Below are 22,296 nucleotides of genomic sequence, written 5' to 3' on the forward strand. Positions count from 1 at the left end.
TCTACCGGAGGCGTTAAAAGGGGGCCCCTCCTTCAACGAACGCTGCGGGCGAACTGGCGGGCGGCCCAGAACACGCCCGCGGCGGCGAGCACCGCGATGATGCCGAGGCCCTGCCAGACGCGGTCGTTGCCGAGGTCGCCGTTGAACAGCGCGCGGGTGCCCTCGACCGCCCAGGAGAACGGGTTCCACTTGGCCACGCCCTGGAGCCAGCCCGGGGCGAAGGTGAGCGGCAGCAGGATGCCGGAGAGCAGCAGTACCGGCTGCGCGACGGTGTTCATCAGCGGGGCGAGCGCGTCCTCGCTCTTGACCTTGAGTGCGATGCCGTAGGAGACGGCCGAGGTCATCAGCGCGATGAGGGCGAGCATCAGGTACGCCAGGAGCAGGTTGCCGATGAACACGCGCAGGTCGAACGCGAGCGCCAGCAGGGTGATGATGATCGCCTGCGCGATCAGCGAGACGACGTCGCGCAGCGAGCGGCCGAGCAGCAGGGCGAGCCGGCTGACCGGGGTGACCCGGGAGCGTTCGATCACGCCGGCGCGCAGTTCGGCGATCAGGCCGAAGCCCTGGAACAGGCCGCCGAAGATGGCCAGCAGCACGAGCAGGCCGGGCACGAAGATCTTGTATGCGGCGGCCTGCGTGGGCGCGTTCAGCGCCGGCTTGAGCAGCGGGGCGAACAGGAGCAGGTACATCACCGGCTGGAAGACGCCGACGAAGATCCATACCGGGTTGCGCAGCAGCAGTTGCGTCTGACGCTGGAAGATCAGCCAGGTGTCGCGGGCGAGTTTCATGACAGCTTCTCCGGGGGTCAGGACTCGCGCAGCGAGCGGCCGGTCTTGGTGAGGAAGACGTCGTCGAGGCTGGGGCGGTGCAGCTCGATCGAGCGCAGGTCCAGCCCGGCGTGGTCGAGGCGGCGCAGCACCTGCGGGATGGCGGTGGCGCCCTCGTCGACGTAGAGGCGCAGGCCGCCCTCGTCGACGGTCTCCAGCTTGCTCACGTACGCCTCGGTGTCGAACAGCTCGGCGGCGCGCGGGGTGGTGGCGGCGTCCAGGCCGACGATCACCACTTCGCCGGAGATCTCCCGCTTCAGCTCGGCCGGTGTGCCCTCGGCGACGACCTCGCCGTGGTCCATGATCGCGATGCGGTCGCAGAGCGCGTCCGCCTCGTCCAGGTAGTGCGTGGTGATGAAGACGGTCATCCCCTCGGTACGCAGCCGGCGGATCTCGTCCCACATGTGCGCGCGGCTCTGCGGGTCGAGGCCGGTGGTCGGCTCGTCCAGGAAGACGATCTTCGGCTCGTGGATGATGCCGAGGGCGATCTCGACGCGCCGGCGCTGCCCGCCGGAGTAGGTCTTGGTCTTGCGGTCGGCGTACTCGGCGAGCTGGAAGGCTTCGAGCGCGCGCTCGGCGCGGCGGTGCGCCTCGGCCTTGCCGATGCCGTAGAGGCGGGCCTGGAGCACCAACTCCTCGCGGGCGCTCGACTCGTCCCAGGTGCTGCCGCCCTGGGCCACGTAGCCGATCCGGCGGCGCACCTCGGCCGGGTTCTTGCGCAGGTCGGCACCGGCCACCGTGGCCTCGCCGCCGTCCGGCTCGATGAGGGTGGCCAGCATCCGCAGCGTGGTGGTCTTGCCGGCGCCGTTGGGCCCGAGGAAACCGAAGATCTCCCCCGCTGCGACGTCGAGGTTGACGCCGCGGACCGCGTCGACTGTCTTCGTCTCGCGACCCGCGCGGGAGCGGTACGACTTCCGCAACCCCCTGGTCTCGATCATTTCTGCTCCTGGTCGTCCGGGCGGACCTGAGCGGCCGCCGATCGTCCGCGAGGACGCACGAATCCCCCGCGATTCCCGCTGAGGCTAACGCGATATAGCGTTTTTGGTCAACTTTGATTATGTCGTGTCATCGGGTTCCGTCGGTCCAGCCCGACCAGCCCTCGGCACGCTCCATCCCATCGGACAGGTACGACACTCCCGACTCGATCCGCTCCGCGATCCGCTCGCACCAGGCCGTCTCCGCCTCGGCCCGGGCCAGCCACAGCTCGAACATCCACCCGACGTGCACCGGCTTGCGGGTGCCTACCCAGTCCGAGTCGAGCGAGGCACGCATCGACTCGACCCCGGCCCGGAGCAGGTTCGCCCGGTTGCGCAGCGCCGCCGCGGCCTCCTCGCGCGGCATCGCCGGCAGGAACGAGAACGCCGCGACGAACGGATCAGGCGGCTCCTGGACCTGCCACCACTGCGCCCGCAGCAACGTCTCGAACTCGTCCTCCCCCTTCGCCGTCACCTCGTACGTGGTGCGCGCCGGGCGGGCGCCCACCTGCTCGACCGAGACGGTCCGCAGCAGGCCCTCGTCGGTGAGCTTGCGCAACGCGTGGTAGATCGAGCCGGGCTGCACGTTCGCCCACTTGTCCGCGCTCCAACTGAGCAGTTCGCGGCGCACGTCGTAGCCGTGCACCGGCTGCATCCACCTGACCAGGCCGAGAATCATCATCCGCGTCGCCGACACGGGGCAAGCGTAATAACCAAGTTTGACTACAGTGCCGCATCCCACACTGAGCGATCGTTAGGCTCCGCAGCTCGGCCGCTAAACTCCCGGCAACGACCTCCCGGGAGGAGCCACAAGGTGCGCAAGGTTCTCATCGCCAACCGCGGCGAGATCGCCGTCCGCGTCATCCGCGCCTGCCGCGACGCCGGGCTGGCCAGCGTCGCCGTCTACGCGGACTCCGACCGGGACGCCCTGCACGCCACGCTCGCCGACGAGGCGTACGCGCTCGGCGGCGACACCGCCGCCGACAGCTACCTGCGCATCGACAAGCTGATCGACGTGGCGGCCCGCGCCGGCGCGGACGCGGTGCACCCCGGCTACGGCTTCCTCTCCGAGAACGCCGACTTCGCCCAGGCCGTCATCGACGCCGGGCTGACCTGGATCGGCCCCACCCCGCAGGCGATCCGCGACCTGGGCGACAAGGTGACCGCCCGGCACATCGCGCAGCGCGCCGGCGCGCCGCTGGTGCCCGGCACCCCGGACCCGGTGGGCAACGCGGACGAGGTGATGGCGTTCGCCGTCGACCACGGCCTGCCGGTCGCCATCAAGGCCGCCTTCGGCGGTGGCGGGCGCGGCCTGAAGGTCGCCCGCACCATGGAGGAGATCCCGCACCTGTTCGAGTCGGCCACCCGCGAGGCGGTCGCCGCGTTCGGCCGGGGCGAGTGCTTCGTCGAGCGCTACCTGGACAAGCCGCGCCACGTGGAGGCGCAGGTGCTGGCCGACCAGCACGGCAACGTGATCGTGGTGGGCACCCGGGACTGCTCGTTGCAGCGCCGCCACCAGAAGCTGGTCGAGGAGGCGCCCGCGCCGTTCCTCACCGACGCCCAGCGCGCCCAGATCCACGACAGCGCCAAGGCCATCTGCCGCGAGGCCGGCTATCACGGCGCCGGGACCGTCGAATACCTGGTCGGCGCGGACGGCACGATCTCGTTCCTGGAGGTCAACACCCGGCTCCAGGTCGAGCACCCGGTGACCGAGGAGACCGCCGGCATCGACCTGGTGCGCGAGCAGTTCCGCATCGCCGACGGGGAGAAGCTGCGCTTCACCGAGGACCCGACGCCGCGCGGGCACGCCATCGAGTTCCGGATCAACGGCGAGGATCCGGGCCGTAACTTCCTGCCCGCCCCGGGCGCCGTCACCGCCCTGCGCCTGCCCTCCGGGCCGGGCGTGCGGGTGGACACCGGCATCTCAGCCGGGGACGTGATCGGCGGCAACTTCGACTCGCTGCTGGCCAAGGTGATCATCGTCGGCGAGACGCGGACCGAGGCGCTGGAGCGGGCCCGCCGGGCGCTCGACGAGATGGTGGTCGACGGCATGGCCACCGCGCTGCCCTTCCACCGCCTGGTGATCCGCGACGAGGCGTTCACCGCCGAGCCGTTCACCGTGCACACCCGGTGGATCGAGACCGAGTGGGACAACACCGTCCCGGCCTTCACCGCCGCCGCCGGCCCCGCCGACGAACCGGCCGGGCGCGAGACGGTCGTGGTCGAGGTGGGCGGCAAGCGGCTGGAGGTCGTCCTCCCCGCCGGGCTCGGCGCGGGTACGGCGGCAGCCGCGCCCGCCGCGAAGAAGCCGGCCCGCCGGGGTGGCGGGGGCAAGGCGGGTGCCGCGGTCAGCGGTGACACGCTCACCTCGCCGATGCAGGGCACGATCGTGAAGATCGCCGTCGCCGACGGCGACCAGGTGGCCGAGGGCGACCTGGTCGTGGTGCTGGAGGCGATGAAGATGGAGCAGCCGCTGCACGCGCACAAGGCCGGCACGGTGAGCGGGCTCGCGGCCGAAGTCGGCGCGGTGATCACCGCCGGCGCGGCGATCTGCACCATCGCCTGAGGTGCAAAGGAAGGGCCCCTTGTTAACGCGTGCGGTAGAGAAGGGGCCCCTTCTTGACAGCGCGGGGCCGGGTGGTCTGAGCCACCACCGGGGGCGGGAGCGCCGCCGGGCGGGAATGATGGCCGGGTGCGGTTCCTTCACGGCGCGGTCCCCGCGCACGACCTGACCTACAACGACGTCTTCATGGCGCCCAACCGTTCCGAGGTGGGCTCCCGGCTCGACGTCGACCTGGCCACCACCGACGGGACCGGCACGACGATCCCGCTGGTGGTGGCGAACATGACGGCCGTCGCGGGCCGGCGGATGGCCGAGACCGTGGCCCGGCGCGGCGCGGTGGCGGTGATCCCGCAGGACATCCCGATCGAGGTCGTCGCCGACGTGGTCGGCTGGGTCAAGCGGCGGCACCTGGTGCACGACACGGCGATCACGCTCGGCCCGACCGACACCGTCGGCGACGCCATCCACCTGCTGCCGAAGCGCTCGCACGGCGCGGTGGTCGTGGTCGACGCGGACAGCCGGCCGATGGGCGTGGTGACCGAGGCGGACACCGTCGGCGTGGACCGGTTCGCCCAGCTCCGGCACGTGATGTCGACCGAGTTGCACACCGTCGGGGCGGACGCGGACCCGCGTACCGGATTCGACCGGCTGTCGGCGGGCCGGCGGCGGATCGCGCCGGTGGTCGACGGCGACGGCCGCCTGGTCGGGGTGCTGACCCGGCAGGGCGCGCTGCGCGCCACGCTCTACAAGCCCGCTGTGGACGACCGGGGCCGGCTGCGGATCGCCGCCGCGGTGGGCATCAACGGCGACGTCACCGGCAAGGCCGCCGCGCTGCTGGAGGCCGGGGTGGACACGCTCGTCGTGGACACCGCGCACGGGCACCAGGAGCGGATGCTCCAGGCGCTGCGGGCGGTCCGCCGGCTGGACCCGCCGGTGCCGGTGGCGGCCGGGAACGTGGTGACCGCCGAAGGCGTACGCGACCTGGTCGACGCGGGCGCGGACATCGTGAAGGTGGGCGTCGGTCCGGGTGCGATGTGCACCACCCGGATGATGACCGGCGTGGGGCGTCCGCAGTTCTCCGCGGTGCTCGACTGCGCGGCGGCGGCCCGTTCGCTGGGGCGGCACGTGTGGGCCGACGGCGGCGTACGGCATCCGCGGGACGTGGCGCTGGCGCTCGCGGCGGGCGCCTCGAACGTGATGATCGGCTCCTGGTTCGCCGGTACCTACGAGTCCCCGGGCGACCTCTACACGGACGCCGACGGGCGGCGCTACAAGGAGAGCTTCGGCATGGCGTCGTCGCGTGCGGTGAGCGCCCGCACAGCCGAGGACAGCGCGTTCGACAGGGCCCGGAAGGCGATCTTCGAGGAGGGCATCTCCTCGGCCCGGATGTATCTGGACCCGAACCGGCCCGGCGTCGAGGACCTGATCGACGAGATCATCTCGGGGGTGCGCAGCGCGTTCACGTACGGGGGCGCGCGCAGCCTGGAGGAGTTCCACGAGCGGGCGCTCGTCGGCGTGCAGAGCGCCGCCGGGTACACCGAGGGGATGCCGCTGCCGACGAGCTGGTGACGCCGGGCCCACCGGCTCAGTCGAACAACCGCCTGATCACGGTACGGGCGGCGGCCTCCGGGTCGTCGCCCACGCGGGGCGGCAGCGCGCCGGAGAGCCAGAGCGTGGCGAAGCCGTGCACGATCGACCAGGCCGCGAGCGCGTCGGCGTCCGGCTCCCGCCCGGTGTGCCGGGCCACGCCGCCGCGCAGCAGTTCGCCGGACCGGGCGCGGGCGGCGGCCAGCTCGGGGTCGCCGGCCCGGTACAGCTCGGGCCGGAACATGACGTCGAAGTGTGCCCGGTGCCGCACCGCGAACCCGACGTAGGCCACGCCCGTGTCCAGCAGGTCGTCCCCGGCCTGCCGCAACGCGTCGGCGAGCAGGTCGAAGCCCTGGGTGGCGAACGCGGTGAGCAGCCCGGCCTTGTCGCCGAAGTGGTGCGCGGGCGCGGCGTGCGAGACCCCGGCCCGCCGGGCCAGTTCACGCAGGCTCAGCGCGGCCGGCCCGGACTCGGCGATCGCGTCGGCCGCGGTGCCGAGCAGGACGCGACGGAGGTCGCCGTGGTGATACGAGGCCATGCCGCCACCCTAACTTGCCATTGACAAGATGGTACGCGCCGCGCAATCTTGTCATCGACAAGATGACAGTCGGAGGGATCGGCACATGGCACCCCTGATCGCACTCCTCGCCGGTGCCGCGCTGGCCCGGACCGCCGGCCTGCTCGGCGTGGACGCCCTGGACGGGTGGCACCCCGCGCTGCGGGTCGGACTGGCGCTGATGTTCGCACTGACCGGCGTGGCCCACTTCGCGTCCCGCCGGGGCGACCTGATCGCGATGGTCCCGCCGTCGCTGCCCCGGCCCGGCCTGCTGGTCACCGTGACCGGAGTGCTGGAACTCGCCGGCGCGCTCGCCCTGCTGTTCCCGGCCACCGCGCGCTGGGCCGCAGCCGGGCTGGCACTGCTGACGCTCGCCATGTTCCCGGCGAACGTGTCAGCCGAGCGGCGTCGCCTCACGCTCGCCGGGCGCCCGGTGACGCCGCTCGGCGCGCGTACGGTGCTCCAGGTCGTGTTCGTGGCAGCGGCGCTGGCGGTGACCCTCGGCGGATGAGCTGCCGCGGCCCGGCGGCGCGTCCGCGCCGAGGGTGGCTGAGGAGATTCTCAGAAATAGTTTGGGCCCTGATGATTCGGGGGCTAACCTGACGCCCGTGAACATGGGCCCGCTCGTCCGCTTCCCCGACGCGTTGCACCACGCACCACTCGGCCGGCTGATCTCGATCGCCGGTCACGTCGTCGAGCAGCACTGGGGGCGATACCTGGCCGAACACCACGGGCTCACGTCCGCCGGCATGCGGGTCCTGATGATCCTCCTCCGCTCCGGCGACGTGAGCCACCGGGAAATGGCCGAGCTGTGCTTCGTCCGGCCCGCCACGCTCACCGGCATCGTGGACACGCTCGAACGCGACGGCTTCGTCAGCCGCCGTCGCGCCCCGGAGGACCGCCGCACGGTCCGGCTCACCCTGACCGACAAGGGCGGCGACCACGCCCGCGCCATCATCGACATGATCCACAGCGGCCGGCCGTTGACGTCGGTCGACGCCGACCCGGCCAACCGGGCGGTGATCCGCGAGTTCCTGATCGAAATCATCACCGGCATGTCCGACGGGGACCTCCGTCGGTTGAACCGGGACAGCGAGTCCGACACCGAGCCGCCGACGGGGAGCCATCCGTGTTGATCCGCCTGCTCCGCACACATCTGCACCCGTACCGACGATGGCTGGCCGCCGTGGTGGCGTTCCAGTTCGTCGGCACCATCGCCTCGCTCTACCTGCCCAGCCTCAACGCCGACATCATCGACCGGGGCGTCGCGGTCGGCGACACCGACCAGATCATCCGTACGGGCGGGTGGATGCTGCTGGTCAGCCTGCTCCAGATCGCCTGCTCGATCGCCGCCGTGTACTTCGGCGCGAAAACCGCGATGGCATTCGGCCGCGACGTACGCGGCTCGATCTTCCGGCGCGTCAACACCTTCTCCGCCCGCGAGGTCGCCCGGTTCGGGGCGCCGTCCCTGATCACCCGCAACACCAACGACGTCCAGCAGGTGCAGATGCTGGTGCTGCTGAGCTGCACCATGCTCGTGGCCGCGCCGATCATGAGCGTCGGCGGCGTGGTGATGGCGCTGCGCGAGGACGTCGGGCTTTCCTGGCTCGTGGTGGTCTGCGTACCGGTGCTCGCCGTCGCGCTGGGCCTGATCATCCGCCGGATGGTGCCGGGCTTCCGGCTCATGCAGACCCGGATAGACACCGTCAACCGGGTGCTGCGCGAACAGATCACCGGCATCCGCGTGGTCCGGGCGTTCGTCCGTGAGCCGTACGAGACCGACCGGTTCCGGGTCGCGAACACCGACCTGACCACCACCGCGCTGCGGATCGGGCGGCTCCAGGCGCTGATCTTCCCGATCGTGATGCTGGTGCTGAACGTCTCCAGCGTCGCGGTGCTCTGGTTCGGCGCCGCGCGGGTCGACTCCGGTCAGATCCAGGTCGGCGCGCTCACCGCGTTCCTGCAGTACCTGATGCAGATCCTGATGGCGGTCATGATGGCCACCTTCATGCTGATGATGGTGCCCCGGGCCGCGGTCTGCGCCGAGCGCATCGAGGAGGTGCTGGACACCGACTCGTCGGTGGTGCCGTCGCCCGACCCGGTCACCGAGGTCACCGGCCGGGGTGAGCTGGAACTACGCGGCGCCGGGTTCCAGTACCCGGGCGCGAGCGCCCCGGTGCTGCACGACATCTCGTTCCGCGCCGGGCCGGGCCGGACCACGGCGATCATCGGATCCACCGGCGCCGGCAAGACCACGCTGCTGACGCTCATCCCCCGGCTGGTCGACCCGACCGCCGGCACCGTCCTGGTCGACGGCGTGGACGTACGGGACCTGGCTCCGGACGAGTTGTGGCGGCGGATCGGGCTGGTGCCCCAGCGGCCGTACCTGTTCACCGGCACCGTCGCCAGCAACCTGCGCTACGGCAACCCGGACGCCACCGACGCGGACCTGTGGGCAGCGCTGGAGATCGCCCAGGCACGCGACTTCGTCGCCGAGATGCCGGGCGGGCTGGAGGCGCCGATCGCGCAGGGCGGCACGAACGTCTCCGGCGGCCAGCGGCAACGCCTGGCCATCGCCCGCGCGCTCGTCCGCAAGCCGGAGATCTACCTGTTCGACGACTCCTTCTCCGCGCTCGACCTCGGCACGGACGCCCGGCTGCGGGCCGCCCTCAAGCCGGTCACCGCGGACGCGGCGGTGGTGATCGTGGCCCAACGGGTCTCCACGATCGTCGACGCCGACCAGATCATCGTGCTCGAGGACGGGGGTGTCGTCGGCATGGGACGACACGAGGAACTGCTGGAGAGCTGCCCCACGTACGCCGAGATCGTGGCGTCGCAGCAGACGGCGGAGGTGGCGGCCTGATGACGTCGTCGGTACCGCAGCAGAAGAACGAGCCGACGCGGCTGCCACCGGCCGGGCGGCGTCCCGGCGGCGGCCCGCCGCTCATGAGCATGGGCATGCCGGCCGAGAAGGCGATGAACTTCGGGCCGTCGGCACGCCGGCTGCTGGGGCGGCTGCGGCCGTACCGGCTCCAGCTCACCGGCGTGCTCGCGCTGGCCCTGGCCAGCGTCGGGCTCAGCGTCATCGGTCCGAAGGTGCTCGGCCACGCCACCGACATCATCTTCAGCGGGGTGATCGGGCGGCAGCTGCCGCCGGGCACCACCACCGAGGCGGCGGCGGAGGCGGCCCGCGCCGAGGGCAACGGCAACTTCGCCGACATGCTGGCACGGATGGACGTGATCCCGGGCACCGGCATCGACTTCGACGCGCTGGGCCGGGTGCTGGCATTCGCTGTCGTGCTCTACGTCGGCGCGAGCATGCTCCAGTGGGCGCAGGGCTGGGTGCTCAACGGGGTGGTGCAGCGCACCGTGCTGACGCTGCGCGCCGACGTGGAGGACAAGCTCAACCGGCTGCCGCTGCCCTACTTCGACAAGCAGCCCCGCGGTGAGCTGCTCAGCCGCGTCACGAACGACATCGACAACGTGTCGCAGACGCTCCAGCAGACGCTGAGCCAGCTGCTCACGTCGCTGCTCACCGTCGTCGGCGTACTCGGGATGATGTTCTGGATCTCGCCGCTGCTGGCGGTCGTCGCGCTCGTCGCGGTGCCGCTGTCGGTGGTGGTCACCGGCCAGGTCGCCAAGCGGTCGCAGGGCAAGTTCATCGCCCAGTGGAAGCACACCGGTGAGCTGAACGGCCAGATCGAGGAGGCGTACACCGGGCACGAGCTGGTCAAGGTCTTCGGCCGGCAGAAGGAGGTCGAGGCCGCCTTCCACGCCAAGAACGAGGAGCTGTTCCGGGCCGGCTTCGGCGCGCAGTTCGTCTCCGGGCTGATCATGCCGGCGATGTTCTTCATCGGGAACCTCAGCTACGTCGCGATCGCCGTGGTCGGCGGCCTGCGGGTCGCGTCGGGGTCGATGAGCCTCGGTGACGTGCAGGCGTTCATCCAGTACTCGCGGCAGTTCACCCAGCCGCTCACCCAGGTCGCGTCGATGGCCAACCTGCTGCAGTCCGGGGTCGCCTCGGCCGAGCGGGTCTTCGCCGTGCTCGACGCGGACGAGCAGAGCCCCGACCCGGCCGAGCCGGCCCGGGTCGCCGACCCGCACGGGCGGGTCGAGTTCGAGCACGTGTCGTTCCGGTACGACCCGGAGAAGCCGCTCATCGACGACCTGTCGCTGGTCGCCGAGCCGGGCCACACGGTCGCCATCGTCGGTCCCACCGGCGCCGGCAAGACGACACTGGTCAACCTGGTCATGCGGTTCTACGAGCTGGACGCCGGGCGGATCACACTGGACGGGGTGGACATCTCCACGATGCGCCGCGACGACCTGCGCGGCCGGATCGGCATGGTGCTCCAGGACACCTGGCTGTTCGGCGGGACCATCCGGGACAACATCGCCTACGGCCGGCCGGACGCCACCGAGGAGGAGATCGTCGCCGCCGCCCGGGCGACGTTCGTGGACCGGTTCGTCCGCAGCCTGCCGGACGGCTACGACACGGTGATCGACGAGGAGGGCAGCAACGTCAGCGCCGGGGAGAAGCAGCTCATCACCATCGCCCGCGCGTTCCTGGCCGAGCCGTCGCTGCTGATCCTGGACGAGGCGACCAGCTCGGTGGACACCCGGACCGAGGTGCTGCTCCAGCGGGCCATGGCGGCGTTGCGCTCGGACCGGACGAGTTTCGTCATCGCGCACCGGCTGTCCACCATCCGCGACGCCGACCTGATCCTGATGATGGAGCAGGGCAGGATCGTCGAGCAGGGCACCCACGATCAGCTCGTCGCCGCCGGAGGCGCGTACGCCCGGCTCTACCGGGCGCAGTTCAGCGGCGCGGTGATCTCCGACGAGGTGCCGGCGCCCGCCCCGGCCGGCCCGCCGGGAACGCGCGCCGGCACGCCGGTCGGGAACTGACGTGGACCCGGCCACAGGTCCGGCACCGGTCCCCGTCCGGGTGCCCTCCCGGCACCCGGACGGGCCGGGGTCAGGCCGGCGGGAGCAGCCCCGCCGACCGGCTCGCGACCACCGCCCCGATCAGGCCCAGCGCCTGCGCGGCGGGCATCGGGTCGAGCACCCGGCCGTCGCGCAGGCGCAGCGAGAGCGACCCGCCGGCCGCCTCCCGGGCGCCGAGAACCCCGGTGTACGGGACGCGGCGGCGGGACGCGTCCCGGATCCGCGCACCCAGCGAACCGGCCTGGTCCACCTCGACCCGCAGCCCGGCCGCCTCGGCCCGGCGGGCCAGCCCGGCGGCCGCGTCGGCCTGCGCCGCGTCGACCGGGAGCAGCAGCAACTGCACCGGGGCGTACCAGGCGGGGAAGGCGCCCTCGTGCACCTCGATCAGGTACGCGAACAGCCGCTCCATGCTGCCGACCAGACTCCGGTGCACCATCACCGGCCGTTTCCGGCGGCCGTCCGAGCCGGTGTACGACAGGTCGAACCGCTCCGGCTTGTCGAAGTCGAGCTGGACGGTGGAGATGGTCGACTCCCGGCCGGCCGCGTCCACGATCTGAATGTCGATCTTCGGGCCGTAGAATGCGGCCTCGCCGGGCACCTCGACGACGTCCACCCCGTCGAGCGCGGCGCGGAGCATTTCCTCGGCCCGCGCCCAGCTCGCGTCGTCGCCCACGTACCGCTGGTCCGGCCCGCGCAGCGACAACCGGAACCCGGCCGGACGGACGCCGAGCACGGCGTGCGCCTCGCCGATCAGCCGCAGGATCTCGCGGACCTCGTCGCCGACCTGCTCCAGGGCGCAGAAGTTGTGCGCGTCGTTCAGCGAGATGGCCCGCACCCGGGACAGCCCGCCGAGCACCCCGGAGCGTTCCGCCCGGTACATCCCGCCCAGCTCGGCGACCCGCAGCGGCAGTTCCCGGTAGGACCGGCCGCGGGCGCGGAACACGAGGGCGTGGTGCGGGCAGAGCGCCGGGCGCAGCACGAACTCGTCGTCGGCGCTCAGCCGCATCGGCGGGAACATGTCGTCGGCGAAGTAGCCCAGGTGCCCGGACAGCTCGAACAGCTCCCGCTTGCCGAGCGGCGGCGAGTAGACGTGCCGGTAGCCGGCCCGGCGCTCCAACTCCCGGACGTACTCCTCGACGGCGTGCCGGGCGGCGGCGCCGGCCGGCAGCCAGATCGGCAGCCCGGCGCCCGCGAGCGGATCGGAGACGAACAGCTCCAGCTCCCGGCCGAGCCTGCGGTGGTCGATCATGTCGCTCTCCTTGTTCGGGTACGACCCGGAGGCGAGCAGGCCGGGAACGCCGCGAGGCCCCGGAGCGGATCGCCCCGGGGCCTCGTCGACGGAAACGTCAGTGCGGCGCGCCGGGAACACCCGGCGTCGTGGTCACTACCGCGCTGCGCATGCCCGGACGATAGGCGCGCGGATGTCGACGGTGCACCTGGATTTCGGAGGACGGGTGCGGGTCGCCGGCACGGGACCTGCCGGCGACCCGCGGCGGCCCGGGCATCGGAAACGGCGGACCCGACGGCTCCGGTGCCGCGTGCGATAAACGGTACGCCGGGAATCGACGATGTGCCGCCCTGCCCCGGGTGGTACGCCCCGATGACCCGTCACCCGCAGGCGGGCCGCCTCGTTTCCCATCTACGGCCTGCCGGAGCCGGCTGTCATCGTGCGGTGGGGCCGGTGATGGTGACGACGGACACGGCGTCCGGCTCGATCCGGTCGAACGGAGAACCCCGGCGAGGTGGCGGTCGTGGCCGAACTCATCTCTGACGTCGCGTCGCCCATGTGGGCGTACGCGCTGCTGCTGATCCTGCTGATCGCCGACGCCTTCGTCCCGGTGGTGCCGACCCAGCTCCTCATGATCACCAGTGGGGCGCTGACCGTGTACGGCGGGCTCAGCCTGCCGCTGACCATCGCGGTCGGCGCGGCCGGCGTGTTCATCGGTGACCTCGCCTGCTACCTGATCGGCCGCAGTACGCCGACCCGCCGCGCGGCACGCGCCACCACACCCGGCAGGGCACGCCGGGCGGTCACCCGGGTCACCCGGGGGCTGCGGGAACCGGGGCCGCTGGTGATCCTGCTCTGCCGTTTCGTACCGGGCGGCCGGATGGCGGCCTGCTTCTCGGCCGGGCGCAGCCGCTACCCGTACCGCCTGTTCCTGCCGTACGAGGCGGCGGCGGCCCTGGCCTGGTCCAGCTACGGCACGCTCGTCGGTCACCTGGGCGGTACGGCGCTGACCCACTCCGCGTGGCGGCTGCTGCTGATCGGTGGGGTGGCCGCTGCGGGGTTCGCGCTGGCCGGGTGGGCGATGACCTGGATCAGCAACAACCGGCAGACCCGCGCCGAGGCCACCGCCGACTCCGCCGGCAGCTGACCCCGAGCACCTGATCGACGTGAAGGAAGCACAGGCCATGAACGACGCGGCGAGGTGGCACGACGCCAAGGCCAGGGCCCGGCGGATCGATCCTTCGTGGGACGACGCCGAGCGCGCGGCGCAGCGCAGACATCTCAGGGAGCAGATGCTGGCATCGATCGCCGCCGCGCAACCGACGGGAGACCGGGCGGACGATCCACCTCGATCCGAACTCACCTGACGCGGTTCTCGGGGGTCCGGTAGGGGACGACCCGGGTAGTGGAGTGGGTGGTGGTCCCGGATCCGTCTGGGGCGGTCGCGGCGACAGGCTGGCCGTATGCCTGGAACGCGGAGAAGTGGCCTGCTGGCCCTCGGCGGGATCGTCCTGGCGGCGGTGCTCGCGACGGTCGGTCACCTCGAGGTGAACGACGATCTGGATCCCTGGTCGCTGACCGTCAGCGACTTCGCCGTCTCCGATCGCGGCGGCGTCATCGACACGGCGATGGCGGTGCTCGCGGCGGCCAGTCTGGTGCTGCTGCCGTCGCTGCGCCGGGCGGGTGCGGGCCGGGTGCCGCTCGCGCTGCTGACCGCCTGGTCGGCCGGGCTGCTGGCCGCCGCCGTGGTGCCCACGAACGAGCCGGGTACGCCGATGGACACCGCCGCGTACGTGCACCGGTACGCCTCGGTGCTGTCGTTCCTGGCCCTGCCGGTGGCCGGCTGGCTGCTCGCCCGCCATCCGGTCGCCGGGGCCGCCGCCTGGCTGCGCGGGCTGACCGTGGCCAGCCTGGTGCTGGCGGCCGCGATGATCTGGTCCGCCTACCCCGGCGACCGTGCCCTGCTCGGCCTGATCGAGCGCGCGCTGATCCTGACGGAGACGGCCCTCCTGACCACCCTGGCCGTGCACCTCACCCTGACCAAAGCCGTCGATCATGCAGTCGTGGCCCCGCACGGACCGGGCATACCGGTCGGACCGGGGGCCGCAACTCCATGATCGACGAGCAGCGGGGGCGGGAGGGCTACTCCAGCTCGTGGAGCATGAGCTGGCGGGCGGCCTCGGTGATGGAGCCGGACAGGCTCGGGTAGATGGTGATCGTGTGGGCCAGCTCGTTGACGGTGAGGTTGTTCTCCACCGCCATCGTGATCGGCAGGATCAGCTCGCTGGCCTTCGGCGCCACCACCACGCCGCCGATCACCTGGCCGCTCGCCGGCCGGCAGAACAGCTTGACGAAGCCGTCGGCCAGGTCGTCCATCTTCGCCCGGGCGTTGCCGGACAGCGGCAGCATCACCTGACGGGCCGGAGTCTTACCCGCGTCCACCTCGTCCTGGGAGACGCCGACGGTGGCCAGCTCCGGATCGGTGAAGACGTTCGCGGCGACGGTACGCAACCGCAGCGGCCGGACCGCCTCGCCCAGCGCGTGCCACATGGCGATGCGGCCCTGCATGGCCGCGACGCTCGCCAGCGGCAGCACGCCGGTGCAGTCACCCGCCGCGTAGATGCCCGGCACATTGGTACGGGAGACCCGGTCGACAGTCACGTAGCCGCCCCGGGCCAGCTCCACGCCGTACTCGGCCAGGCCCAGGTCGGCGGTGTTCGGGATCGAGCCGACAGCGATCAGCGCGTGCGAGCCGGTGACCTGGCGGCCGTCGGACAGCACCACCTCCACCCCGTCGCCGACGCGGCGGACCGCCTCGGCGCGGGAGTTGTTCAGGATGCTCATGCCCCGGTTGCGGAACACCCGCTCGATCGCCGACGCGGCGTCGGCGTCCTCGTGCGGCATGACCCGGTCCCGGCTGGACACGAGCGTGACCTTCACGCCCATGGCGAGGTACGCGCTGGCGAACTCGGCACCGGTCACGCCGGAGCCGACCACGATCAGGTGCTCGGGCAGCTCCGGCAGGTCGTACACCTGGCGCCAGGTCAGGATGCGCTCGCCGTCCGGTACGGCGGTGGGCAACTGGCGGGGGGTCGCGCCGGTCGCGACGAGCACCGTCGACGCGGCGATGGAGTATTCCGCGCCCCCGCCGGCCGGGGTGACGATCACCCGGTGGGTGTGGCCGAGCGTGTCCTCGCCGAGGCGGGCCGTGCCGGCGACGAACTCGACCCCGGCCTTGACCAGCTTGGTGTGGATGTCGGCGGACTGTGCCAGCGCGAGCCGCTTGACCCGCTCGTGCACCGCCGGGGCGTCGACGGTGACCGCCTCCAGGCCGTCGGAGTGCACCCCGAACTCCTCGGTGTCCCGGTAGCCGGTGACCACCTCGGAGCTGGCGATGAACGTCTTGGAGGGCACGCAGTCGGACAGCACGCAGGCACCACCGGCGCCCTCCGCCTCGACCACTGTGACATCGGCGTCCAACTGCGCGGCGACCAGAGCCGCCTCGTACCCGGCCGGCCCGCCGCCGATGATCACGATCTGGCTCACAGAGCCATCCCTTCGTTCGCGACTGCGGGGCTCCGCTCCGCTGCACTCCTCGCGCTCACAGCAGTCGCCCCTCGTCTGTGCTCACAGTGACTTTTTCTCCCCGTCCCGTCCGACACGCACTGTCGTATTCTCCCCCACCCGCCAGCCGGGCTATCGTCGTCGCCGTGGGTCTCTACGCTGCTTACGGCTCGAACCTCGATCCCGCCCGCATGCGCGCCTACTGCCCGCATTCGCCGATGGTGGGCACCGGCTGGCTTGAGGGGTGGCGGCTCACCTTCGCCGGCGAGGACGTCATCGGGTGGGAGGGCTCGGTCAGCACCGTCGTCGAGTCCCCCGGTGACCGGGTGTTCGTGGCGCTCTACGACATCCACCCGTACGACGCCGCGCAGCTCGACGAGCTCGAGGGCGTGACCGCCGGGACGTACCGCAAGCTGACCGTCCGCGTCTCGACGCTCGACGGCGACGTGACCGCGTGGGTCTACGTGTTCGACGGGTACGAGGGCGGGCTGCCCACCGCGTGGTACCTCTCGGAGCTGGCGAACGCCGCGGAGAAGGCGGGCGCGCCGGACGACTACGTCACCGAGCTGCGGTCCCGTCCCACCGGCACCGCGTCCGCGTAGCGCGTCTCCCACCCCGACAGTGTGCGCCGGAGCGCCGCCCGGCCGCTCGGCGACCCCGGTACGGGCGTGCCGGGTCACACCCGCGAGGCGGGCACACTCCGCTCGTACATGTCGGTCCAGCGCTCGTCCACCAGCCCGACGGAACGGTAGAGCGTGACCGGCGCGGTCGGGTTGGCCAGGTCGACGCCGAGCCCGGCGCCGGTGCGGCCCTTAGCCGCGTAGGTCGCGAAGGCCCGACGCAGCAGCGCCGCACCCACCCCCCGGCGCCGGTACGCGGGCAGCACCGACAGCGTCCGCACCCACCCCAGGTCCTGGTCGAGTGCCTGGTCGGAGGACTGGAGCGCGCCGGCCGGCTCGCCGTCGACCTCGGCCAGGAGCCACTCGTCCCAGACCTTGCCGTACGACGGCAGCAGGTCCCGCCACTGCTCGAAGTCGAGCGGGTCGTGGTCCGGGGTGTCCTGGAACGCGGTGTCGTAGATCCGGTGGAACAGCCGCAGGTCGTTCTCGTCGTCGGCGCGCAGCGGCCGCACCGTCACCCCGGGCGGGAGCGCCGGCTCGGCGGTCAGGTCGTGGAACGAGCGGCTCATCCGGATGTAGCGCTTGATCCGGGTGAACCCGGCCTCGGCCAGCTCACCGGCCCAGCGGGTCTCCGGCGCGTACACCCCGGTGCGCGCGGTCAGCGCGGGCAGGCCGCGTTCGGCGGCCCGTTCGGCGACCCGCTCCAGCAGCCGGTCCAGCAGCGGGGCGCGCAGGTCGGCGCCGCGGTCGGGGTCGACGAGGACGTCCACCCACTCCCGGCCTACGCCACTCGGGTTGGCCAGGATCGACCAGGCCACCGCCGTGCCGTCCGGGTCGGTGACCAGCCAGGAGTCCCGGTCCGGGTCGACGAACGGCGCGGTCAGCGCGGACCGAACGTCCTCGTCGTCGAAGTCGGGGTAGCCCACGGCGAAGGTGTCGGAAGCGTGCACCACCGCCAGGATCGCGGGCACGTCGTCGAGGGTCGGGCGGCGGGCCGACCAGCCGGCAGGGAGCGTCACGGGCCAGATCCTGGCAGTCGGACCGGGCGGGTCGCCTCCCATTTATCCGCCGCGGGCGCGCTGCCGCGCCGCGCCGAGCAGTCCCAGCAGCTCAGTACCCTCGGCGGCGTCCAGCGCGCGGAACGCCGCCGACGCCAGCCGGTCGGTCACCGCCTCGGCCCACAGCCGGCGTCGCACCAGCGGCCCGACCGGCGGGTACGGCGGCACCCACCCGCACGCGGCCGCCCCGGCCTCGCCCTCCGGCCCGGCCAGCACCCCCTCCAGCGGCGTCAGCCCGGCGGCCCGCACCGCCAGCAGGTACGCCCCGGCGAAGTGCTCGCGCAGCAGGAGCATGCCCACCGCCGCCCGCGCCCCCGGGGACGGATCGGGCACCCGCATGGCCCGCCAGGCGGCGAACAGCGGCATGCCGCTGGCGTCCGCCGCGTCGACCGCCCGGCCCAGCAGCGCGGCGAGCCGGGACGACTCCGCGCCGTCGCCCAGCCGGGCGGTGCCCCACCGGCAGCATTCGGCCAGGTTGGCGGTGGCCACCTCCAGCGGCGGGACGGTCCGTGCGGCGGCGTCCCAGCCGTCCGTGACCGCCTCCGGCGCGATGAAGCCGAGCGCCGCGGCGACCGTCTCGGCGCGGACGTCACCGAGCGCACCGGCCCGCCCGGTGATGTAGAAGGCCCACCCGGAGATGCCCAGCAGCCGCGCCCGGCGCAGCGTGGACGGGCAGCGGGCGAACGCCTCCCCGAGTTCGAGCACGAGCGGTTTGCAGGCGGCGGCGAGCTGTTCCGGGGTCATCGGCCGCCCGTCGCCGTCACTCTACCGAAGCCATTCATCACGCTCAGTCTGCCGGGTGATCACCGCTGTCGGCATCCCCCTCTTCGGCGTCGAGCGCCTCCAACACGGCCTCCACCTCACCGGCCCGGCGCCGGGCCGCGGTGACCGCCCGTTCCGCGCCCCGGCGGGCCAGCCGGGCCCGGCTCAGCTCCTGCTCGGCCACGGCCCGGCGACGCTCCAGCTCGGCCAGTTCGGTCTCGATCCGGTCCAGCGTGGCGGCGCCGTCCCGCTCGGCCGCGTCGGCCGTCGCCAGTTCCTTCTCGGCCCGGTCGAGGTCCGCGCGGGCCCGGGTCAGCTCCCGGGTCGCGGTCCGCCGCCGCCCGGCCCGTTCGGCCCGCGCCGCCCGCTCGTCGCGGGCCCGGCGCGCGTCGGCCCGCTCGGCCGCCCGATCCGGTACGACCGGCGCCTCCTCACCCCCTGTCACGAGCCGGAGCTGGGGGCGGGGCACCTCACCGAACCCGGCGTAGTGGCTGGCCCGCAGCAGGCGTCCGGCGCGTACCTGCTCGGCCACCTCGGTGTCCGACAGCGCGGCGTTGAGTGTCGCCTCCACCTCGCCCAGCGGCAGCTTGCCGGCCGGGGGCGCGGCGGGTTCGGCGGCGGCGAGCCGGCGTACCTCGGCCACCAGCGCGCCCACGACGGCGCGCCGCTGCGCGGACAGTTCCCGCAGTGTGCCGCCGCGCAGGTCGCGTTGCGCGGCGCGCAGCGACTCGGCCAGCTGGGTCAGATCGGCGACCAGCTCGGGACGGCGGATCGCCAGCAGGTTGACCAGCCAGGCCGCCACGGTGGGGCGGCGCAGCTTCCCGATCTCCCGGGCGGTACGCGGGTCGCCGGACTGCCGCGCCTGCGCGACGGCGGCGTCCCGGGCCGCGACGAACCGGTCCGGCGGCGTGGCGTAGAGCTGCCGGATCACCTCCACGGGCACCCCGGCCATGCTCAGGCGTCGATCCGGGTGCCCGGCTCCAGACGGCGGTAGGCGGTCTTGGACATCGCCGTGTACTGCCGGTCCAGCACACCGAAGCCGTTGTCGTTCAGTAGCCCGTCGTGCAGCGCGTACGCCCGGCGCGGAGCGACCGCGCGGATGAAGTCGACCACCTCGGAGAACTTCGACCAGGGCGCGTGTATCGGGGCGAACAGCGTGTCCACCTGCACGTCGTCGGGCACGAACAGCGCGTCGCCCGGGTGGTACACCACGTCGGCGAGGAGGTAGCCAATGTTCTGGATCACCGGGATGTCCGGGTGGATGACCGCGTGCTGCCCGCCGTACGCCCGCACCGGCACCCCGGCGACGGTGAACGACTGTCCGGGTTCGACCGTGACCAGCGCCTCGGCGGCGTCGCCGAGCACCCCGGCGAGCGAGGCCGGACCGTGCACCGGCACCGGGCGCCGCTCCAACGCCCGGGTGAGCGCGGCGACGTCCACATGGTCCGGGTGCTCGTGGGTGATCAGCACCGCGTCCGCGCCGTCCAGCGCCGCCGGGTCGCTGAAGACACCCGGGTCGACGACGAGCACCGCACCGTCGTGCTCCAGCCGGAGACAGGAGTGGGCGTACTTGGTCACCTGCATCGTGACTCCTCAGCTACCGAATCGTGCTGTCCTCAGCGCAGTCTGCCGGAACCGGCGCGATGACGCGTCACGTCCGAGGTATCGGCCCCGGCGGGCGGGGCCGTCGAGGCAGGACGCCAGTACCGCCGAGGAGGAGGCGGACCTCGGCTTCCTGGCCGGGCTGGGCGGCGGCTGGACGGCGTTCCTGGCCTCGGCCCGGGTTCTGCTCACCGTGCTCGACGCGGTGCTGCCCTTCGCGGTCGTGATCGGCGTACCACTGTGGCTGCTGCTCCTGTGGCGACGCCGGGTGCGGGCCGGCGGACGCCGCCGGCCGGCCCGAGCCCGGCGGTGCCGACGCCGCCGGGGCCGCCCGGTGGTCCGGTCAGCGCGCCGCCGCCAGTGCCCGCAGCGCGGTTTGGACCATGAGGCGTACCCCGGCCTCGATGGCACGCTCGTCCACGTCGAACGAGGCCCGGTGCAGGTCCACGTTGGGCCCGCTGCGGCCGACGCCGAGGCGGGCGAGCGCGCCCGGCACGTGCTCCAGATACCAGGAGAAGTCCTCGCCGCCCATGCTCTGCGGCGTCTCGGCGATGCCGTCCGGGCCGAGCGCGGCGGCGGTGGCCGCGGTGAACACGCCGATCGCGCCGGCGTCGTTGGTCACCGGAGGCCGGCCGCGCAGGTATTCCAGGTCGACTGTGGCACCGGTGGGCGCGAGCACGTCCCGCACCACCTGAGCCACGATCTTGGGCGCCTGGTCCCAGGTGTCACGGTCCATCACCCGCAGGGTGCCGGCCGCGCACGCCTCGGACGGGATGACGTTGTAACGGGTGCCGGCCGACGCGTGGCCGAACACCAGCAGCAGCCCGCTGTTGGCCGGCACCCGGCGGCTGATCAGCGTCGGCACCTCGGTGACCAGGCGGCCGAGCGCGTCCACCAGGTCGACGGTCAGGTGCGGGCGGGCGGTGTGCCCGCCGGGCCCGGTGAGCCGGACGGTGACGTTGTCGGCGGCGGCGGTGATCGGGCCGACCCGCAGGCCGACCTTGCCCACCGGCAGGTTCGGGTCGCAGTGCAGCGCGAAGATCTGCACCACGTCGTCCAGGCCGCCGGCCTCGATGACCTCCAGCGACCCGCAGGGCAGGATCTCCTCGGCCGGCTGGAAGATCAGCCGGACCCGGCCGTCGAGGCGGCCGGTGTCGGCGAGCTGGGCCAGCAGCATGCCGACGCCGAGCATCACCGACGTGTGCACGTCGTGGCCGCAGGCGTGGCAGACGCCCTCGACGGTCGAGCGGTACGGCACGTCCTTCGGGTCGCTCAGCGGCAGCGCGTCGATGTCGGCGCGGAGCGCGATCACCGGCCCGTCCGGGCGGCCGTCGATGTCGCAGATGACGCCGTTGCCCTTGGGCAGCAGACGCGGCTTCAGCCCGGCGAGGGACAGCTCGCGGTGCACCAGGGCGGCCGTTTCGAACTCCTCACCGGACAGCTCCGGGTGGGAGTGGATGTGACGGCGCGTTTCGATGAGGCCGGGTACGCGCAGCGCGAGCAGATGGTCGAGCTCGAAGGGCAGGGGCTGGTAGCTGGTCGGCGCCTCGGACCGGGACGACGCCAGCAGGCCGCCGGAAGGCAGCGTCAACGCACTCGTCACGTCGAATTCTCGATCACTAGAAGTGGATGGATCTTCGGGTCGGACAGCAGACAGCCTAGACCTCCGGCGGTGACGCTGCGCAACATCTTTCGCGTAGCGGTCGGACCGCGTAGCGTCACGAATGCCCTGGTGAGAGGGGTCGAATATCTGCGGGACAGCAGGTAGATCGCGGTCGAACGCCGTCATCCGCCCTCCACCTCCTACAACGCGTAACCGTTTCGACTACCACAATTACCGGCCCGTCGTTCCGAATTGTCGCATTAGTCGCGGCAATTAACTGCCGCTCCGACAATTGCCCGACAACAGTCGGCTGCCGGAAGACTCCCGACGGTGACACGAGCGCCCGACCCCCGACCGCACAGGCTGTCCGTCCCGTTCACCCGATCGGGTTACCCGAATCACCGA

The 22,296-nt window shown here is 72.5% G+C and carries 21 protein-coding genes and 1 pseudogene; 11 read left to right on the plus strand and 11 right to left on the minus strand.

Going from position 1 to position 22,296, the window contains the following annotated elements:
* Positions 1–32: 32 nt before the first annotated feature.
* From GA0070215_RS17580 to GA0070215_RS17590, 3 genes are all read right to left on the minus strand, one after another.
* Positions 33–788, minus strand: a complete 756-nt coding sequence (locus GA0070215_RS17580; RefSeq protein ID WP_013284036.1) for an ABC transporter permease — start codon at positions 786–788, stop codon at positions 33–35.
* A gap of 17 nt (positions 789–805) precedes the next feature.
* Positions 806–1,765: an ATP-binding cassette domain-containing protein gene (locus GA0070215_RS17585; protein WP_091047512.1), complete on the minus strand. Its 960-nt coding sequence runs from the start codon at positions 1,763–1,765 to the stop codon at positions 806–808.
* A gap of 127 nt (positions 1,766–1,892) precedes the next feature.
* Positions 1,893–2,483 (minus strand): PadR family transcriptional regulator, encoded by a 591-nt coding sequence (locus GA0070215_RS17590; RefSeq protein ID WP_091047517.1) that lies wholly within the window; start codon positions 2,481–2,483, stop codon positions 1,893–1,895.
* A gap of 132 nt (positions 2,484–2,615) precedes the next feature.
* On the opposite strand from GA0070215_RS17590, the gene GA0070215_RS17595 reads away from it, so the two are divergent.
* Both GA0070215_RS17595 and GA0070215_RS17600 read left to right on the plus strand, forming a co-directional pair.
* The gene (locus GA0070215_RS17595) at positions 2,616–4,367 is read left to right on the plus strand and encodes an acetyl/propionyl/methylcrotonyl-CoA carboxylase subunit alpha (RefSeq protein ID WP_091047521.1); all 1,752 of its coding nucleotides are present in this window, start codon (positions 2,616–2,618) and stop codon (positions 4,365–4,367) included.
* Between the two features lie 126 nt (positions 4,368–4,493).
* Positions 4,494–5,933: a GuaB1 family IMP dehydrogenase-related protein gene (locus GA0070215_RS17600; RefSeq protein WP_018786112.1), complete on the plus strand. Its 1,440-nt coding sequence runs from the start codon at positions 4,494–4,496 to the stop codon at positions 5,931–5,933.
* Between the two features lie 16 nt (positions 5,934–5,949).
* On the opposite strand, the gene GA0070215_RS17605 is transcribed toward GA0070215_RS17600, so the two are convergent.
* Positions 5,950–6,489, minus strand: coding sequence for a TetR/AcrR family transcriptional regulator (locus GA0070215_RS17605; RefSeq protein ID WP_091047524.1), 540 nt, complete (start codon positions 6,487–6,489; stop codon positions 5,950–5,952).
* 85 nt (positions 6,490–6,574) lie between these two features.
* On the opposite strand from GA0070215_RS17605, the gene GA0070215_RS17610 reads away from it, so the two are divergent.
* The 4 genes from GA0070215_RS17610 (at position 6,575) to GA0070215_RS17625 (ending at position 11,415) form a co-directional block, all read left to right on the plus strand.
* A complete protein-coding gene (locus GA0070215_RS17610) occupies positions 6,575–7,018 on the plus strand; it encodes a DoxX family protein (protein WP_091047528.1) in 444 nt (147 codons plus the stop codon).
* Between the two features lie 103 nt (positions 7,019–7,121).
* The gene (locus tag GA0070215_RS17615; RefSeq protein WP_091047658.1) at positions 7,122–7,643 is read left to right on the plus strand and encodes a MarR family winged helix-turn-helix transcriptional regulator; all 522 of its coding nucleotides are present in this window, start codon (positions 7,122–7,124) and stop codon (positions 7,641–7,643) included.
* Entirely contained in the window at positions 7,637–9,370 is a 1,734-nt protein-coding gene (locus GA0070215_RS17620; RefSeq protein WP_091047532.1) for an ABC transporter ATP-binding protein, read from the plus strand. The genes GA0070215_RS17615 and GA0070215_RS17620 overlap by 7 nt, the downstream gene beginning before the upstream one ends.
* The gene (locus GA0070215_RS17625) at positions 9,370–11,415 is read left to right on the plus strand and encodes an ABC transporter ATP-binding protein (protein ID WP_091047535.1); all 2,046 of its coding nucleotides are present in this window, start codon (positions 9,370–9,372) and stop codon (positions 11,413–11,415) included. The genes GA0070215_RS17620 and GA0070215_RS17625 overlap by 1 nt, the downstream gene beginning before the upstream one ends.
* Positions 11,416–11,485: 70 nt before the next feature.
* Here GA0070215_RS17625 and thrS read toward each other — a convergent pair whose 3' ends face one another.
* On the minus strand, positions 11,486–12,742 hold the full coding sequence (gene thrS / locus GA0070215_RS17630; RefSeq protein ID WP_341844997.1) for a threonine--tRNA ligase: 1,257 nt from the start codon (positions 12,740–12,742) through the stop codon (positions 11,486–11,488).
* Positions 12,743–13,205: 463 nt separating this feature from the next.
* On the opposite strand from thrS, the gene GA0070215_RS17635 reads away from it, so the two are divergent.
* From GA0070215_RS17635 to GA0070215_RS17645, 3 genes are all read left to right on the plus strand, one after another.
* Positions 13,206–13,829, plus strand: a complete 624-nt coding sequence (locus GA0070215_RS17635; RefSeq protein WP_091047661.1) for a DedA family protein — start codon at positions 13,206–13,208, stop codon at positions 13,827–13,829.
* 37 nt (positions 13,830–13,866) lie between these two features.
* Positions 13,867–14,049: a hypothetical protein gene (locus GA0070215_RS17640; protein ID WP_051090483.1), complete on the plus strand. Its 183-nt coding sequence runs from the start codon at positions 13,867–13,869 to the stop codon at positions 14,047–14,049.
* 96 nt (positions 14,050–14,145) lie between these two features.
* Entirely contained in the window at positions 14,146–14,799 is a 654-nt protein-coding gene (locus GA0070215_RS17645) for a DUF998 domain-containing protein (RefSeq protein ID WP_091047543.1), read from the plus strand.
* A gap of 25 nt (positions 14,800–14,824) precedes the next feature.
* On the opposite strand, the gene GA0070215_RS17650 is transcribed toward GA0070215_RS17645, so the two are convergent.
* Complete coding sequence (locus GA0070215_RS17650; RefSeq protein ID WP_018786102.1) at positions 14,825–16,228, minus strand: NAD(P)H-quinone dehydrogenase; 1,404 nt, start codon at positions 16,226–16,228, stop codon at positions 14,825–14,827.
* Between the two features lie 164 nt (positions 16,229–16,392).
* Here GA0070215_RS17650 and GA0070215_RS17655 point away from each other — a divergent pair, with 164 nt between their 5' ends.
* The gene (locus GA0070215_RS17655) at positions 16,393–16,848 is read left to right on the plus strand and encodes a gamma-glutamylcyclotransferase family protein (RefSeq protein WP_036345689.1); all 456 of its coding nucleotides are present in this window, start codon (positions 16,393–16,395) and stop codon (positions 16,846–16,848) included.
* A 74-nt stretch (positions 16,849–16,922) separates the two neighbouring features.
* On the opposite strand, the gene GA0070215_RS17660 is transcribed toward GA0070215_RS17655, so the two are convergent.
* The 4 genes from GA0070215_RS17660 to GA0070215_RS17675 are packed head-to-tail and all read right to left on the minus strand — an operon-like array spanning position 16,923 to position 20,270.
* Positions 16,923–17,885 (minus strand): GNAT family N-acetyltransferase, encoded by a 963-nt coding sequence (locus GA0070215_RS17660; RefSeq protein WP_091047545.1) that lies wholly within the window; start codon positions 17,883–17,885, stop codon positions 16,923–16,925.
* Between the two features lie 42 nt (positions 17,886–17,927).
* The gene (locus GA0070215_RS17665) at positions 17,928–18,668 is read right to left on the minus strand and encodes an SCO6745 family protein (protein ID WP_091047549.1); all 741 of its coding nucleotides are present in this window, start codon (positions 18,666–18,668) and stop codon (positions 17,928–17,930) included.
* A 43-nt stretch (positions 18,669–18,711) separates the two neighbouring features.
* A complete protein-coding gene (locus GA0070215_RS17670; RefSeq protein ID WP_091047554.1) occupies positions 18,712–19,638 on the minus strand; it encodes a hypothetical protein in 927 nt (308 codons plus the stop codon).
* Positions 19,639–19,640: 2 nt separating this feature from the next.
* Positions 19,641–20,270, minus strand: a complete 630-nt coding sequence (locus GA0070215_RS17675; RefSeq protein WP_091047558.1) for an MBL fold metallo-hydrolase — start codon at positions 20,268–20,270, stop codon at positions 19,641–19,643.
* Between the two features lies 1 nt (position 20,271).
* Between GA0070215_RS17675 and GA0070215_RS29725 the strand changes: the two are divergent.
* A pseudogene (locus tag GA0070215_RS29725) lies at positions 20,272–20,478 on the plus strand (hypothetical protein); the annotation flags it as partial.
* 153 nt (positions 20,479–20,631) lie between these two features.
* Here GA0070215_RS29725 and GA0070215_RS17685 read toward each other — a convergent pair.
* Positions 20,632–21,891, minus strand: coding sequence for an amidohydrolase (locus GA0070215_RS17685; protein WP_091047561.1), 1,260 nt, complete (start codon positions 21,889–21,891; stop codon positions 20,632–20,634).
* Between the last annotated feature and the right edge of the window lie 405 nt (positions 21,892–22,296).

Origin of the sequence: Micromonospora marina, assembly GCF_900091565.1 — a bacterium.
In the GTDB taxonomy this organism is placed as follows: domain Bacteria; phylum Actinomycetota; class Actinomycetes; order Mycobacteriales; family Micromonosporaceae; genus Micromonospora; species Micromonospora marina.

Coding starts and splice junctions, on each gene's coding strand:
- GA0070215_RS17580 (WP_013284036.1), bottom strand. CDS start 788: ATGAAACTCGCCCGCGACACCTGGCTGATCTTCCAGCGTCAGACGCAA.
- GA0070215_RS17585 (WP_091047512.1), bottom strand. CDS start 1,765: ATGATCGAGACCAGGGGGTTGCGGAAGTCGTACCGCTCCCGCGCGGGT.
- GA0070215_RS17590 (WP_091047517.1), bottom strand. CDS start 2,483: ATGATGATTCTCGGCCTGGTCAGGTGGATGCAGCCGGTGCACGGCTAC.
- GA0070215_RS17605 (WP_091047524.1), bottom strand. CDS start 6,489: ATGGCCTCGTATCACCACGGCGACCTCCGTCGCGTCCTGCTCGGCACC.
- GA0070215_RS17610 (WP_091047528.1), top strand. CDS start 6,575: ATGGCACCCCTGATCGCACTCCTCGCCGGTGCCGCGCTGGCCCGGACC.
- GA0070215_RS17615 (WP_091047658.1), top strand. CDS start 7,122: ATGGGCCCGCTCGTCCGCTTCCCCGACGCGTTGCACCACGCACCACTC.
- GA0070215_RS17625 (WP_091047535.1), top strand. CDS start 9,370: ATGACGTCGTCGGTACCGCAGCAGAAGAACGAGCCGACGCGGCTGCCA.
- GA0070215_RS17640 (WP_051090483.1), top strand. CDS start 13,867: ATGAACGACGCGGCGAGGTGGCACGACGCCAAGGCCAGGGCCCGGCGG.
- GA0070215_RS17645 (WP_091047543.1), top strand. CDS start 14,146: ATGCCTGGAACGCGGAGAAGTGGCCTGCTGGCCCTCGGCGGGATCGTC.
- GA0070215_RS17665 (WP_091047549.1), bottom strand. CDS start 18,668: ATGACCCCGGAACAGCTCGCCGCCGCCTGCAAACCGCTCGTGCTCGAA.
- GA0070215_RS17670 (WP_091047554.1), bottom strand. CDS start 19,638: ATGGCCGGGGTGCCCGTGGAGGTGATCCGGCAGCTCTACGCCACGCCG.
- GA0070215_RS17675 (WP_091047558.1), bottom strand. CDS start 20,270: ATGCAGGTGACCAAGTACGCCCACTCCTGTCTCCGGCTGGAGCACGAC.